The organism is Maritimibacter dapengensis, from assembly GCF_019218265.1.
GTDB classification, from domain to species: domain Bacteria; phylum Pseudomonadota; class Alphaproteobacteria; order Rhodobacterales; family Rhodobacteraceae; genus Maritimibacter; species Maritimibacter dapengensis.
The window spans coordinates 48,911-62,896 of record NZ_JAHUZE010000006.1; the positions used below are offsets into that span (position 1 = coordinate 48,911).

A 13,986-nucleotide genomic window follows, 5' to 3' on the forward strand; every position below is an offset into this window, starting at 1 on the left:
CAAGCAGGTTTTCTACCGCCCTCGAAAGCAGCGATACATCCTTTACGCAGCATCGGTCAAAGTGGGCTCTTCAGTTACATTCGCCGCGAGGAGAATGAACGTCAACTCCTGCGAAACTCATCCGTGCTCCGCGATGATAGCTCTCGTTGTCTGAACTGCCGAAGCAAGCGTTGTCCGGTCTGTGTTCGTGATACCTAGGCCCTCAACATCAAGCGACAGTTGACCTTGGCCACCTCCGCTTGCAGCAGCACGAGCCGCGCGGCCGCGGGCCTTCGCTGCGCTGACAGGGTCAGTTTTCGATGCGTTAGGCACATTGTGGCCGACTTCCCGCGGTCCCGCAGCCGCCCGCACTTCCTGCAGTTCTTGCTTCAACCTCTCCACCGTTTCCCGGGTCTCAGACATCTGCCGATCCCGCCGCAGGCCGTCCTCGTCCGGATATGGGAAGCTTCCCGATTGACAGGCGTGCAGAACCTTCAACGCCGGGTCCTCGAAATACTTCACCCTTCTTGCCCGGATCGGCATCTGCGCGTCGATCACGAGGATGACCTCGTCGAGGTCCATGCGTCGGGCCTCATCCTCGGTCAGGAGCGGGGTATCTTCTGTCCTCTCCGAGACGCTGCGCCCTTCGAATGGATTGCGTCCAACAGCACGGGAGCGGGTCACCACACGCTTGGTGGTCTTGCCGACAGCCTGGCTCAATTCCTCGATGGTCTTCTGCTCGGACGGGGTGAGGTAGAGCTTTACCCCGGCGCCGCCCTGCAGCGACCTGCGGGTGTTTTCACCATAGATCTCGTCCAGCGCCGGGATCGTCTGGGTCACGATGGCGAGGTTGCCGCCGAAGGAGCGCAGCGTCTTTATGCTTTCGGCGACGATTGGCATTTTCCCGAGCCGGTCAAACTCGTCGAGCATGATCATCACCGGCCAGGGCTCGTCATCGCCGGGTTCCTGTGCTTGCAGCGAGGCGATCAGGTCCGAGAAGAAGAGGCGGATCAGCGGGGCAAGCGGGCGGATCATCTCGGATTCGACCGCAAGATAGATCGCATGTGGGCGACGGCGGATATCCCGGAAGGAAAAGTCAGAGGTCGCGGTGGCCGCGTCGATCGCGCGGTTGTCCCAGGTGTCGAGACCCGATGTCATGAGAAGCGAGAGGTAGGAGGTGAGGGTGTCGTTGTTGGTCGAGGCCATACGCTCGAAGATCAGTTTGGCCGAGGTGTTCTTCACCTCCTGCGAACGCTTCAGATATTCCTTCTGCTTGTCGCCCCCCGAGGCGGTGATGCGGTAGATCTCGCCGATGGTCGGCACGCCGCGCTCGAAGGCCAGAAGACCGGCCGCCACGAACAAGTCGATACCGCCTGCGAGAAGGCCGCTCAGCTTTTCGTTGTCGGTCTGCAGGAAGAGCTTCGCGGTGAGTTTAAGCTCCATCTGCTGCCGGTCGGGGTTGGTCATGGCAGCAATGCGCGCCAGCGGATTATAGCGATGTGTTGGTCGGTCCCAGTCGGTCGGCGCGAAGCGGAAAACCTTGTCCCCCATGCTGGCGCGGAAGCGCGAGGTCTCGCGGAAGTTCTCGCCTTTCACGTCGAGCACCACGGCGGAGCCCTTGTAGGTCAGCAGGTTCGGGATCACGAACCCCACGCCCTTGCCCCGGCCTGTAGGCGCCACGATCAGCGCGTGGGGGAAGGTTTTTGAGACTAGGAACGGGCGCTTGGATTTCGGGGAGCCGAGCTTGCCCAGAAGGAAGCCACCGTCGGGCTTGGCAAAGAAACCGTTCCTGTTCATCTCGCTGCGGGTCTGCCAATGCGTCGTCCCGAAGCGGGTCAATGCATCCCCCAGAAGCGTGACGCTCAGCATCAGCGATGCCAGGCCGAAGCCGCCAAGGATGAGGTTCACCCAGAGGAAGTCCTTCGGCGCAGACTGAGACAGACCCCGATATTCGCGGGCGAGTAGGGTGACGTCGAAACGCGTGGGTGAAAGCCCATAGCGGAACATGACAAAGCCGGTCGCCACGACATAGCCCATGGCGAGACCGACCAGCACGAGGCTCAACACACCGAGGGCAATCTTGCCTTTATCCATGGGTGATCCCCTTCTCACCATGTGCCGCGGCGTGGCGCGCGCGCTGCGCCTCGATCTGCTCTTCGGCCAGAGCATCGAGAACGCGCTCCATGGCCGGGCCATGCGCGGTGACCTCGCTGCCTTGAAGATAGGTCTTGGCGAGTTCCAGCTGGCGCAGCGGATCCTCGGTGAATGTGTCCAGGACGTCCGCGTTACCGGCCCGCAGTGCGTCGATTGCGTCGGGGCTTAGCCGTTCGTTGACCTGCCGGACGATGTCCTGCTGCTCTGACTCGGAGAGCGGGCCCTCGACGTCGGCGTTTTGCACAAAGGCCATGACCGTTGGCGCGGTCTCTTCCAGATAACGGCGCTCGGCGTAGTCTTGTCGCGCCTGGTCCTCGATCTCGAAACTGCGCTCGCTGATATAGGCACGCGATGCACCGAGTGAACGTAGGTGGTTGATTTCGTCCTGGACGGCCTGCCCGAACTCGTCATCCGGCATCTCCGTGCGATAGCGGGCGAGGGTGCGGAGCTCTTCGGTAATCGGACCGAGATGATCCGAAGGATCCCGCAAGGCGAGGTCCATGTCGCCAGCATGAAGCGTGCGGTCCTGCTCCGATACCGCATATCGCGGCGGCATTCGACTGTCAGTCATCTGTTCCCAAGCCATCGAGGCCAATTCGGCATGTTGCGGAGATCTCTGCGCATAGGCGTCGAACGCGACGCGGGCCTCTTCAACCTCCACGGCGCCGGCCCGCCTTACAGACGGGTCGTCGGAGAACGGATGATCGAAATCCGTCCGACGGAACTGCGCCACCAGCGCCCTGAACGCCTGCCGCTCCGATGGGGCAAAAATGTCGGGCCCGTCCTTCTCGAGATCACCCCCGGGTGCCGTCAACCGCTCGCCGAGCGCTGGCTCAGCGTTGTCCACCTCGTCGATCTCGGTTGGCGCGCGCAGGACGCGTACGTCGGTCAGGACATCGCCCAACCGAACATGCACGGCTTCCAGCCGGTCGAGCGCTTCTTCCCGGTCCGCAGATTTCTCCAGATCGAGGTCGCTTGCTTTGGCAATCCCCTGCAGATCCTGTGCCAGCCACTGGCGCTCCAATGCGGCATTGCCTGCCCCCTCCCGCAGGCGCGCGGCCACAGCCTCGGCATCGATGCCCGTGCCTTGCAACGCCTCGGCCAGCTTTGATGCCACCTCTCCATCGTCAAGACGCGCGAGGTGATCTTCACTTGCGTTTGACCTTGCATAGATGCCGTCCCGGGACGGAGCATCGACCAGGGCGGCGGAGCGATCCCCTAGCGGGTTCAAATGCGCGACCGAGGCCAGAACGTCGGTCAGCTTGCGCTCGATCACCGGCCTCTCGGCCGCCGGCGCCCTGTCAATCGCCGCCTCGATCTGGCGAATGTTCTGAGAAAACTCGGTGATCAGCGTGTCGAACGCCGCTTCGTCTTGGGACATGTAGATGGCTCCGTCAGATTGAATCTGACCGCCACTGGCAAGGATGGTGCTGGCCCTCTCGAGCGCCTCGGCCACGTCGTCGAAATTCGAGCGTGACGCCTCCGCCGCCAGCCCGCGGTAGATCAACGCATTGTGCCGGACGGTTTCCAGCGCGGCCGCTAGGTCAGCTCCGGTTCTCTGGCGCTCGACAGGGGGACGGCCCGCATCGCGGGCCTTGTAGATTTCATCGATCTCGGCGCGGTAGGTCGTAACGCCGCGATCCAGACGACGCGTCGCCTCAAGGCGGATCCCATGAACTTGGGCCGCCTCGACCATCGCCTCGCGAAAGGCGTCGTAGTTGAAGTGATGATCCTTCCCGAGAAAGAACATTTCGCCATCCTTGCTGCGGCGGTTCAGAACGATATGCGCATGTGGATGTGCGCGATCTTGGTGTATTGCAGCAATATAGTCGAATTGCGACCCCTCACCTTGAAAGAACTTCTCGCAGACCGCCTGGGTGATATCGCGCACCTCTTCACCCCTGGTCCCAACCGGGAATGCCATCAGCAGATGCGACGTATGGCCAAGCTTGGGGCTGTAGCGCTCGTTCCACTGGTTCTCGAACCGCCGCGCCACTCGGTTGATCTCGGCTTCCGAGAGCTGCTTCTTCCCGTCATGGGTGCCGCGGCTGTCGAGGATATGGGTCGACTTCGTCGTGAGATATGTGAGCTGCGCCCGTAGCTGCGCCCCGGTGTGGCAGCCCCCTTTCGAGATAGCCTTGAAGATCGCGGGCGAATAGCCGCGCGCGGCCCGAACCATCTGCGCGCCCTTGGAAAGCCCCTGCCAGGATCCCGAAACCCGGCTCCAGCCGCGGTCGAAGAGCGCCGGGTCGATGCCCCGGACCCGGTCACTCCGCACCATTCGCATCCCCCACGGCGAGGCCCGCCAGGGCGGAGCTGATCTCAAGGTCCAGCACGCTGCGCCGCGCACGCGACATCTCCTGGACCTGATCGGCCAGATCGAAGACCAGACCGGCAAGTGCGCGGACGTCACGGTGACTTGAGGCCGGGTAGGACAGTCTCTCGCCCCGCACCTTGGCCTCGTTCAGACGTCGCGCGATCTGGTTCACGTTGTTGCCGACCCGGTTGAGCGCGGCGCCGAGGCTGCGCAACTCGTCACACATCTCGTCGTCGGGCAGGAAGACACCTTCGGCCGCCAGCATCAGGCGGCGCATGGCATCCGAGCGGTGCGCAATCCCACGCCGCGACAGCGCCGCGTCGAACCGGCGCAGGTCGTCGTCCGAGACCCGGATCCCCACAACCCGCGATCGGCTGCCGTTCGCTGTCTGACGCTCACCCCAGTGGTTCACCACGTTGTAGATCGTCTTAAGGCTGACATCGTAGCGGGCTGCCAACGACGCCGCGGAGACGCCGTTCCGGCGGTCCTGGGCGATGGTCGATCGCTCGATCTCTGACAGTCTACGACGGCGGGGCATTTTGAAGTTAACGTTCCTATTTCTTGCCAACTTCGTACAAGCCCGCCGACTCCCAACGCAAGTGGAGTCGGCCATAAGGGCTTGTACTCAATGTAGAAAATCGCCCTGCAGGGGCGATTTCCCGTCCTTAGTCAAATGGATCGCGCCTCGCGCTCATTGCACCACGCGATGCGGTCTCCGCATCGCGCATCGCGTCTTTCGCGCCCCGTCTCTTGCACCCCGCAAGACGGGTTTTGCCGCGTGCTGACCGTCTCGCGTCACCCGCAGAACGACATACGCGAGACTGCCTCCCGTCGTCTGGAGCGCGCTATCCGTCACCTGCATTCCGTCCGCAGCACATCGCCAAGCGCATCCCGACATTTGGAGGGTGGGTGGTGCCCCGCGAAGAATGCTGAAGGCGCCACGGCAGACGTCGCACGGTCATTGCCAAACGCCGTCCGCAGCATGCCAGACGCGGGTCGCATCCCGACTTCTGCTTGACCCCTCCGCCTCATGCGTTTAGCGACATTTTGGTATTATCGTTGCGATTCACTATTTTTGCGGAGGATCAGAATGCCGAACGAAAATCTTGTGGTGGTCGCAGCGATGGCCCGGAAAGGGGGCAGTGGAAAAACGACGCTTTCGCGCGCCTTGATCAGTGCCGCGATCGCCGCCGGACGCAGAGTGATGTTGATCGACACGGACAGCACGAGGGTACTCGGGGCCTGGCATGCTCGGGCGGAAGCCGGTGGGCTGAGTTCGCCGCTTCTCTGCTCGGCCACCGTCGAAAGCGTGGCGGGTGTCGAGGATCAGATCGATCAGGTCTACATGGCAGGCACGGCAGACTTCATCTTTATCGATACCGCAGGGGTCGGTGCCGAATGGTCAGACGGCATCGCGGTGCTTGCGGACCACATCGTGACGCCCGTCATGCTGTCGACGTCTGATTTCGATGTCGGAGCGCAGACAGCTGATTGGTTTGAGAAACTGAAATCCCGTGTTGACGACCCCTCTAGTCTTCCGCGCCACCACGTCGTCCTCAACATGGTCGACCCGAAAACGACCCGTGCTGACGCCGCCCTGATTGAAGAAGCGCTCACCCGTTTTCCAGTGATAGAGACCGTCATGATGCGACGGAACACTTACAAGGAGATGGATCAGAAGGGGCTTCTCCACGCCTTGGCACTGGAAAAGCAATCTGATCCGAACCCGCTGATGCGCCCACATGTACGTCATGTCGTCGAGGCGCTCGAGGAGGCGACGGACATCCTCAACAATATTCTTGCTGCGTGAGGACAGTCGATTGCGCAAGAAGATCCCGACCATCACCAGGCCCGACCCAGCCTACGCCGCCACCCTGCAACAGGGTGACCGCGAGATTCCCGGGAAGGAAGATGAGGCACAGGTCACAGCAACAAAGACAGGCACCCCAGCCACTGACGTTGACGCTGATCGGCACGAGTCAGAGCTTGTGCCGGGAGGTACCGTGGCGCCGCACCAAGTCACCGCGGAAAGCTCGGACCCGCATACCAGCCTGAGAGCTCCCGTATCGGCGCGCGCATTGAGCCCGACCCGGAAGATCGACATCAGGGTCAACGCACTCGAACGACAGGAAGCTGCGCTAGAAACTTGTGGTGTTGACCCAGCACATGTGGTGCGTGCCGCCCTGCGCCGTGCAGTCAAAGGCTGGCAACTGTCGCCGGTCTTTGCGCCAATTGCTGAGGAGCGGCGCACTCGAAACACGCAGTGGCAGGCCCGTACATCTCTGGCAGTAGATGCGGCCAGCCTGGGTGTCCTCCTCCGGGACCACGACCCCCTCGACGTCTTGAGTAAATGGGCTCTGATCCGCGGCCAAGTGGAACCACGCATATGGGGCGAGATCGACAAAATCTTGGAAGAAATTGCGGTTCGCGCTGCATCGCCGCATGAACCGTAAGATACCTATCTGAAAAGATAACTTGCGTTTCGCCGGTGGATTTTCGCCCACCGGCGGAAGCTCGCCTTGCAGTTGCGGAAAGCGTGGCGCTAATGAGCGTCATAGGGAATTTCAGACCTCAGTGGTGACGAGTTACGAGGTCCATTTTGGAGGAACGCATTATGAACACGAAGCCCCGCCTGACTGGCGAACCGATCATGCGCATCCTCTGCAAGACATCTGAAAATCTGGTTGGCTACCTTTACCAATGGAACAATGGTGACGTGCAGCCTGCCTGGTTCGACGGTGCCATGGCGGACGTTCGCTATGAGCCATTCATTCCAGCGCCGGAACAGAACCCTGTCGATCCAAAGATCCCCAGACCGCGTCAGCAAGATCTGACGCACCTTGAAAAGGCCTAGCTCAAGGCCTCGCGTCGGTTTGTGGGTCATACCATCCCGCAGGTCCTTTGAGCGATAGAGTTGACTTCTATGCCTCAGAGGTGATCTAGATATGAGTTATAGAAAGGATGTCTATAACTCATGGCTTGGAACTGGACGCTGCCCGATTGGCCGGATTTCCGGTATGACGCCTCCGCTCTGGAGGCGTTCGAGCAGAAGTTTCTGCTGTCGTCCGGAGAAATCCTCGGCGCGGTCCATCATGTCAGCCAGCCGGAGCGCGAGCAACTCCGCATCGAACTTCTCAGCGAGGAAGCGATGCAGACGAGCGCCATCGAGGGTGAAATCCTCGATCGGCTCAGTGTCCAGTCTTCGCTGCGCCGCCATCTGGGCCTCGATCCGGACAGCTACCCTGCCAAACCGCGCGAACAGGGCGTCGCGGAAATGATGGTCGACGTCTATTCCAATTTTGCAGAGCCGCTGACCCATGAGACACTGTACCGCTGGCATCGGATGCTCCTGTCCCATGATCGTCGGTTGGAAACCATCGGGGCCTACCGACAACACGCCGAGGCGATGCAAATCGTTTCCGGCCGCCTTGACCGGCCCACGATACATTTCGAAGCGCCACCCTCGGAGCGGGTCATGCCTGAGATGGAGCGATACGCGGATTGGTTCAACAAGACCGGGCCGGGGGGAGCAGAGCCGCGTCCAGCGCTGACGCGCGCAGGGCTAAGCCACCTCTATTTCGAGAGCATCCACCCATTCGAAGACGGCAACGGTCGCTTGGGTCGCGCCCTCGCTGAAAAGTCGCTGGCGCAGAATATTGGCCAGCCGACCCTCATCTCGCTCGCCTTCACCATCGAGAAGCAGCGCAAGGCATACTACGACCAGCTCGAGCAGCATCAAAAAACGCTCGATGTGACCGATTGGCTCGTCTGGTTCGCGGAAGTTGTCTTGAAAGCCCAACAGGCAACACTCGACCGCGTCGGCTTCTTCATCAGCAAGGCACACTTCTACGATCGTCACAGAGACCACTTGAACGAACGCCAGGCCAAGGCCATCGCTCGAATGTTGCGGGAAGGCCCTGGCGGTTTCAAAGGCGGCCTCAGCGCCGACAACTACCTCAAGATCACCGGAACCTCACGCGCGACCGCGACCCGCGATCTGCAGGATCTGGTCGAGAAGGGCGTGCTCGCTCGAACCGGCGAGCGGAGGCACACGCGATACTGGTTGAAACTCGACTGGAGTGAATAAAAATTGCATGAAAACAACAATTTATAAAAAATCCGATAATTCGTTTTATGTAACATGATCCGAGACTTGAGCTCACGTTGGTGGGCTTGGGAACGCGCCCGACACACTTCGTCACAACCGGTGCTTGTCCGGCAAATCTTTGTTTCCGCAGCACAGATACCCCTTTGGTCGCATCCCGGAAAAGCTCGGGATGACTCAAGCCTGCCCGAAAGCGAATGGTGAACGGTCTTGCGTGTTGGATTTTCCGACATTATATTGAGAGCAAGACAGCTATTCGGACATGGACGATGCAAACGACCACCAAGACGAAACTGTTTCCGAAGCAGGATCTGGAACTTGTGCTTCGTGACGAGCTCATGCTCGCGGCGGAGGCTGAAGCCAGCATGCACGGAATTGTACTGCCCGCATCATCTGGGGTGGCGGCAGTCGCACCTGTACCGATGGACTCTCTTGTAGTTGTGGAGCTCTTGTGCGCGGTCGAACCAGTGCTTGGCTTTACGCCGGCGGATGCGACGGTACGCACTGGCGGATACAACTCGGTGCAAGACGCATTGGATCACTTAATCCCGCGGCTGGAACAGCAGTGGAAGAAGAAGAATGGAGTGTCAGCATGAGCGTCGCCAAGCGGACCAACGACGATGACCAAGAAGCTCGGCAGGAGATGGGGGAGCGGCTGCGGGAAGCACGTCGGTATTTGGGTCTAAAGCAAGACGAGGTGGCCCAGTACCTCAAGATCCAGAGAACCGCGTTGTCTGAGATCGAGGCCGGAAACCGCCGTGTCGAGGCTCTGGAGTTGAACCGGCTCGCGAAGCTGTATCGACAACCGGTCGCGTATTTCATCGGAGAAGACGATGCAGCTGGGAGTTTGCCGGTAGATGTAGCGCACCTTGCACGACAAGCCGCAGACTTGTCTCGGCAAGACCGGGATGAACTGGGGCGTTTTGCCGAGTACTTGCGCGCCCGCTCGGCCGCAACCCAGGAGTAACCAGTGGTTTCCAATTATTCGCAGGCAGTTCGCGGCGGAGCAGCTGCGGCGGCTCGAGCACACCGGCAACTAGGCGTGCGAGAGCGGCTCGAAACGTCAGGCGGTTCAGTCAACGTTTTTGCTCTCATCAATGAACTTGACGTGCCTTTGCTTCTACGGCCGCTCGACGGCTTGCTCGGAGCATATCTTAATGCCCCATCGCAAGGGATTCTCGTCACCACTCAGCGCCCCATGAGTATCCAGCGATTTACGGCCGCACATGAGCTCGGCCATTGTCTTCTGAACCATCAACCCAGCCTCGACGATGAAGCAAGTATCCTCCGTCGAATGCCAGCCAATTTCGATCCGGGCCACGACTATCAAGAAGTCGAAGCCGACGCTTTCGCAGTCGCGTTTCTCATGCCCAAATGGCTGCTCGCCCTACATATGAGGCGGCAGAATTGGACTGTGCCAGACTTTCGACGCGCAAACGTGATTTACCAGTTCAGTCTGCGACTTGGGGTGAGCTACGAGGCGTTGTGCTGGACCCTGGTTCGGTACAGGATGATTGCTGCGAAGCAGGCCCGCGAGCTTTTGCAGACAAAGCCAAAGGCGTTGAAAGAAGCTCTTCTCGCTGATCATCGACCGACAAACTACCGGGGCGATGTATGGCTACTTACCGAACGCGACGCTGGAGCGCTGATTGATGGCAGTCGTAACGATCTATTCGTCCTCAAGCTCACCGAGCACAGCAATGGAGGATACCTCTGGAACATCCATCAATTGCAGGAGAGCGGATTCGCCATCGTCAGTAATGAAATCGAAGCGATCGAAACAGACAGCGTCGGTGATCCTGGAATACGACGCGTCACGGCAATGCCTCCGGAAGAGTACCGAGGTCGCCTTGTGTTGGATGAAACACGACCCTGGGATCACAATCAGAGCTTCTCCAGGCTCGAGTTGGACCTCGACCTGACAGGCCCCGAAGGTGAAGGCCTTTCACGTGCTGAGCGGCGAAGACTCCTGGAGGCCGCTTGAGTGACAGTGACGATAAACGTAGATTTACGGGCGAAATTTGGGCCCGTCAGGGATCAAGGTGCGCGACCAACTTGCTTGGCGTTTGCCGCCAGCGACGCCCATGCTGCATTGCGCAGCGGCTGGGATCCTCTGTCATGTGAGTTCGCCTTCTACCATGCACAAAAACGTACCGGGCGCTCTCCAAATAAGGGAGCATTTCTCGACGACATGTTGGCCACGCTTCGCGATACCGGCCAGCCATCGGAAAGTGGATGGCCGTACATTCCGCGTTTGCCCACGGACCTGAGGCACTATCGCCCCCCATCATCCGTCGGAAATTTATTTGGGCGCGAAGGTCAGAAGACCAGTCACGAAGTCGATCGAGTTTGCGATGCGTTGGATTCCAACGTCCCTGCTATTGTTCTTTCAGTCCTGACGAGAAGTTTCTTTAATCCGCCATCGGATGGAGTCATCGACCAAATCACCGGTGACGAAGTTTTTCCGGCGCCGCGACATGCCGTTATCGCGGTCGGCTATGGGGAAGCGGCGACGAAACGTGTCATTCTGGTGCGAAATAGCTGGGGACCAACCTGGGGTTTGAGCGGGTATGCTTGGCTAACTGAGGATTTTCTGGCTAAGCACATGTATGCCTTGGCAATATTGACGGACGAATGCGATGTATCTGGCCATTCCGCCACAGCCTGATTGTGTAAGAACTTGGCGCGAAGCGGTTCGTTGCGTTGATAGCGAACCCGGACATGAGGCGCACAACGTCCTGATGTCTGTTGATGACCCGACCGCCGGGGCAAAGTTGAGCGACGCGAGCGTCAATGCCGTCAATGAATTCTTGCTACGGCACGACAAATCCGTCCGAACCATCGCCAACACGATCTTTCCGGAGGCGCTCTATCACAGATATGGTGCCCCGGAATTCTTCGACCGGTTTCGCGACCGAGTTCTGCCCACGGTACGACGCAACGAAAGATGGTCAGGATATTATTTCGAGCGGATGGTCGATTGGCCCGGCGCCCCGGCCGGCAATCCGCTTTGGGACATCGTCACGCGTATGAGGGACCCGACGGTCAGGGCAAGGAACAAATTTGAGCTTGCTCTTTTCGATCCTGCTCGCGACGTTGATCGTTCCCCTTACGGCGGACAGTGCCTCAGTTTTCTCAGCTTCAAACTGTTGGCAGGGAATCCGGAGACGCTCACACTCACAGCGATCTACCGGAACCACTACTATGTCGAAAAGCTACTCGGAAACTTGGTTGGTCTCGGCCAGTTGATGTCGTTTGTGGCCACTGAAGCTGGACTCAATATTGGATCCCTGACCGTGCTGTCGTCACATGCGACAATCGACCTGCCACGATCAACCTGCGGGGGGACTACAACACGCGGCGAGCTTCGAGCACTCCTTGACGAGATTGATGGTCTGTCTGCAGCCAATACCTAGGCAAACTCAGCGAAAGGCAGAGTTGCCGTTTCCGGTCGCCGGGCCGAACTTGAGAGATTGTATATTGCCTCGATGCCCGCAATGAACTCACTTTGCCCACCATAGCTCGGATGGCGGACCTGAGATACAGGAAGGTCCAAATCTGCTAGAGCTTCTCCCGCATCACGCCCAATTGCCACCAAGCGTTTAGGTTGAAGCATCTCCAGGAGTGCCAACAGAAATGGCCAGGTTGCCGAACGCTCCGTTTTGCGATGTGAGCGGTTGGTCATGGGATCATCTGGCGCGTGCGGGTGAAGCGGAAACACATTCCACAGCATTACTGGCCTGCCAATTGACGAAAGAAGCTGCCAAGTGACTGTCGCCGTACGTTCGGCAAGTGCCGGTCCTGTCGTGGCCCGAGCAAGGGTTATTCCGCCAAACAGATGTTCAGCTTCCGTGAGATGTGCTTCGTCGGTCAAGGGTACTCCGGTACGCCGTCCCCCCCGGTACCCGAGGTCCCTTGCTATCCAGATAGTATCAGCACGGGCATTCATCGCGGCCTCAAGACACCGCTTCAGGTTCTCGCGTCGAGCGCGCGCAGCATCGACGGTATCGTGAATGGGGCAGATGTCGCTGTACGGATTAAAGGTGTTCACCAAATCGACAGCGGCAAGTTCTTCGACAAAGGATTCTGGAGTGTTCATGTCAACGGCTCGATGTTTAGCCGCCGCTCTACGGCATCTAGGATAACAGTTCCACGGCGATGTTCACGCAGATAGCGAAATGCTGCGTATCCTTGCAGGATGGCCTCTTCCCACAGCCAGGTCGGACAGTTCTCGGCTTCGTAGCCGCGAACGAACTGTCTGACCTGCTTCAATAGGTCGAACGGCAACTCCCCGGCCTTCAGGTCTTGAAAGAAATCCATCTCCATGGCCTGTCCGAAAATCCAAGTCGCGATCCCCTCCTCGATCAATGCGGCGCGGGCTCCGTCTTGGGCCTCGTCGATCTTTGGCCGACTCTTACGTTTCAACCGAAAAAGGGAACGAGTGACCGGCGACCAGCCAAGGATAGCGACGTAGGCATAGTGGAAGACATCATGGAACCTGTAGTCATCCGGTGTCATAGCGTTGTCCGTCAGTCGATCCCCGATGTTGAGGCCGTTGCAGGTCTGGAAGACGTAGCGTTTGCCACCAACCTCCCGTTCAAAGATGTTGATCTTGAGGTTTCTGGGCAGCTGTTCTTCCGGGGGCAAGTCCGCATCGAAGAAGGGCGGGTATGCCTTCTGGATGGGCCATCGGTCTGTCGTCTTTGCTCGATTCTTGATGGCCGCAGCTTCCAGCGTGACGCCCGCTTCATTGGCCGCGCGAATGAGTATCTCGAGAATCGCGACAAGTCGGGGTCCGAGACGTCGGCGATCCCTTTGGAGCTCGTTGTTCGATTGATCGGCCATAAGAAGCCCGGTTGCAGCCGCCAACTCGATGAGGGTTGCTTCGAAAGCCGGTGACGGTGACTGTCCAGCGGTCAGTACAGACGGCTGCAAAGCCTCAAAGGTGAGCGGCACACCCGTTGCGGATAGCCAGTTCTCGCTATCGCTGGCAAGGTTGGTGACAATATCGGCGAACGAGATTTCTGCCCTAGCAGCAACTAGGTTGAAGTACCAAAGTACGTCGCCGAGTTCCTCTGTAACCGCAGCCGCGTAGGCGCGATAGGAGATCGGGTCTCTCTGCTTCTTCTTCACTTCAGAGAGAAGGCTCCCGACCTCTCCAAAGAGGCCAAGCAAAGGGAAGTTGAGGGAATCCGCGTCCCGCCGAAGGTCCGTCGCAAGCGCATCCGTTGAGAAATCCTGCACTGACAATGGAATGAAATCGTCTGACATCTGTCCTCCAAATGTGTGATAGCTGAATGCGAGGCCACCTATATCTTGTATCTGTCATTTGAATCGATTGCGGTCAGTCCGGCAAGAAAAAGTGACTTTGCGCTCATCAGACTTTCCAAGAACCGAAGCTAGGCACACCGAACGGCAAGGGCTGGAGCAA

At 59.2% G+C, this 13,986-nt stretch carries 14 protein-coding genes; 9 read left to right on the top strand and 5 right to left on the bottom strand.

The features are described 5' to 3' along the window. Nucleotides 1–117 precede the first annotated feature (117 nt). The 3 genes from KJP28_RS18795 to mobC are packed head-to-tail and all read right to left on the bottom strand — an operon-like array spanning nt 118 to nt 4,988. Nucleotides 118–2,073 (bottom strand): type IV secretory system conjugative DNA transfer family protein, encoded by a 1,956-nt coding sequence (locus KJP28_RS18795; protein ID WP_218394067.1) that lies wholly within the window; start codon nt 2,071–2,073, stop codon nt 118–120. Next, nucleotides 2,066–4,414, bottom strand: a complete 2,349-nt coding sequence (locus KJP28_RS18800) for a relaxase/mobilization nuclease domain-containing protein (RefSeq protein ID WP_218394068.1) — start codon at nt 4,412–4,414, stop codon at nt 2,066–2,068. Before KJP28_RS18800 ends, KJP28_RS18795 begins: the two co-directional genes overlap by 8 nt. After that, complete coding sequence (gene mobC / locus KJP28_RS18805; RefSeq protein WP_066818928.1) at nt 4,401–4,988, bottom strand: plasmid mobilization relaxosome protein MobC; 588 nt, start codon at nt 4,986–4,988, stop codon at nt 4,401–4,403. The genes KJP28_RS18800 and mobC overlap by 14 nt, the downstream gene beginning before the upstream one ends. Before the next feature lie 552 nt (nt 4,989–5,540). On the opposite strand from mobC, the gene KJP28_RS18810 reads away from it, so the two are divergent. The 9 genes from KJP28_RS18810 (at nt 5,541) to KJP28_RS18850 (ending at nt 11,971) form a co-directional block, all read left to right on the top strand. Further along, nucleotides 5,541–6,260 carry a nucleotide-binding protein gene (locus tag KJP28_RS18810; protein ID WP_008336065.1) on the top strand — a complete coding sequence of 240 codons (720 nt, stop codon included), beginning with the start codon at nt 5,541–5,543 and terminating at the stop codon, nt 6,258–6,260. 10 nt (nt 6,261–6,270) lie between these two features. Beyond that, on the top strand, nt 6,271–6,903 hold the full coding sequence (locus KJP28_RS18815; RefSeq protein ID WP_082873116.1) for a hypothetical protein: 633 nt from the start codon (nt 6,271–6,273) through the stop codon (nt 6,901–6,903). Nucleotides 6,904–7,064: 161 nt separating this feature from the next. Beyond that, nucleotides 7,065–7,304 (top strand): hypothetical protein, encoded by a 240-nt coding sequence (locus tag KJP28_RS18820; protein ID WP_038147482.1) that lies wholly within the window; start codon nt 7,065–7,067, stop codon nt 7,302–7,304. Nucleotides 7,305–7,424: 120 nt separating this feature from the next. Continuing rightward, nucleotides 7,425–8,537 (top strand): Fic family protein, encoded by a 1,113-nt coding sequence (locus KJP28_RS18825; RefSeq protein ID WP_218394069.1) that lies wholly within the window; start codon nt 7,425–7,427, stop codon nt 8,535–8,537. A 287-nt stretch (nt 8,538–8,824) separates the two neighbouring features. Beyond that, complete coding sequence (locus tag KJP28_RS18830; RefSeq protein ID WP_007803312.1) at nt 8,825–9,151, top strand: hypothetical protein; 327 nt, start codon at nt 8,825–8,827, stop codon at nt 9,149–9,151. Further along, the gene (locus tag KJP28_RS18835) at nt 9,148–9,522 is read left to right on the top strand and encodes a helix-turn-helix domain-containing protein (RefSeq protein ID WP_007803310.1); all 375 of its coding nucleotides are present in this window, start codon (nt 9,148–9,150) and stop codon (nt 9,520–9,522) included. Before KJP28_RS18830 ends, KJP28_RS18835 begins: the two co-directional genes overlap by 4 nt. A gap of 3 nt (nt 9,523–9,525) precedes the next feature. Beyond that, entirely contained in the window at nt 9,526–10,539 is a 1,014-nt protein-coding gene (locus tag KJP28_RS18840; RefSeq protein WP_195903889.1) for an ImmA/IrrE family metallo-endopeptidase, read from the top strand. Beyond that, entirely contained in the window at nt 10,540–11,223 is a 684-nt protein-coding gene (locus KJP28_RS18845) for a C1 family peptidase (RefSeq protein ID WP_217626410.1), read from the top strand. Beyond that, nucleotides 11,195–11,971 carry a hypothetical protein gene (locus KJP28_RS18850; protein ID WP_234168053.1) on the top strand — a complete coding sequence of 259 codons (777 nt, stop codon included), beginning with the start codon at nt 11,195–11,197 and terminating at the stop codon, nt 11,969–11,971. Before KJP28_RS18845 ends, KJP28_RS18850 begins: the two co-directional genes overlap by 29 nt. Here the strand turns inward: KJP28_RS18850 and KJP28_RS18855 are convergent. Together KJP28_RS18855 and KJP28_RS18860 are read right to left on the bottom strand one after the other, a co-directional pair. Then, nucleotides 11,968–12,654, bottom strand: coding sequence for a uracil-DNA glycosylase (locus tag KJP28_RS18855; protein WP_072704026.1), 687 nt, complete (start codon nt 12,652–12,654; stop codon nt 11,968–11,970). The genes KJP28_RS18850 and KJP28_RS18855 overlap by 4 nt on opposite strands. Then, on the bottom strand, nt 12,651–13,826 hold the full coding sequence (locus KJP28_RS18860) for a nucleoside triphosphate pyrophosphohydrolase family protein (protein ID WP_007803306.1): 1,176 nt from the start codon (nt 13,824–13,826) through the stop codon (nt 12,651–12,653). Before KJP28_RS18860 ends, KJP28_RS18855 begins: the two co-directional genes overlap by 4 nt. Nucleotides 13,827–13,986 lie beyond the last annotated feature (160 nt).

Coding starts and splice junctions, on each gene's coding strand:
- KJP28_RS18795 (WP_218394067.1), bottom strand. CDS start 2,073: ATGGATAAAGGCAAGATTGCCCTCGGTGTGTTGAGCCTCGTGCTGGTC.
- KJP28_RS18800 (WP_218394068.1), bottom strand. CDS start 4,414: ATGGTGCGGAGTGACCGGGTCCGGGGCATCGACCCGGCGCTCTTCGAC.
- mobC (WP_066818928.1), bottom strand. CDS start 4,988: ATGCCCCGCCGTCGTAGACTGTCAGAGATCGAGCGATCGACCATCGCC.
- KJP28_RS18810 (WP_008336065.1), top strand. CDS start 5,541: ATGCCGAACGAAAATCTTGTGGTGGTCGCAGCGATGGCCCGGAAAGGG.
- KJP28_RS18820 (WP_038147482.1), top strand. CDS start 7,065: ATGAACACGAAGCCCCGCCTGACTGGCGAACCGATCATGCGCATCCTC.
- KJP28_RS18825 (WP_218394069.1), top strand. CDS start 7,425: ATGGCTTGGAACTGGACGCTGCCCGATTGGCCGGATTTCCGGTATGAC.
- KJP28_RS18830 (WP_007803312.1), top strand. CDS start 8,825: ATGCAAACGACCACCAAGACGAAACTGTTTCCGAAGCAGGATCTGGAA.
- KJP28_RS18835 (WP_007803310.1), top strand. CDS start 9,148: ATGAGCGTCGCCAAGCGGACCAACGACGATGACCAAGAAGCTCGGCAG.
- KJP28_RS18850 (WP_234168053.1), top strand. CDS start 11,195: ATGTATCTGGCCATTCCGCCACAGCCTGATTGTGTAAGAACTTGGCGC.
- KJP28_RS18855 (WP_072704026.1), bottom strand. CDS start 12,654: ATGAACACTCCAGAATCCTTTGTCGAAGAACTTGCCGCTGTCGATTTG.
- KJP28_RS18860 (WP_007803306.1), bottom strand. CDS start 13,826: ATGTCAGACGATTTCATTCCATTGTCAGTGCAGGATTTCTCAACGGAT.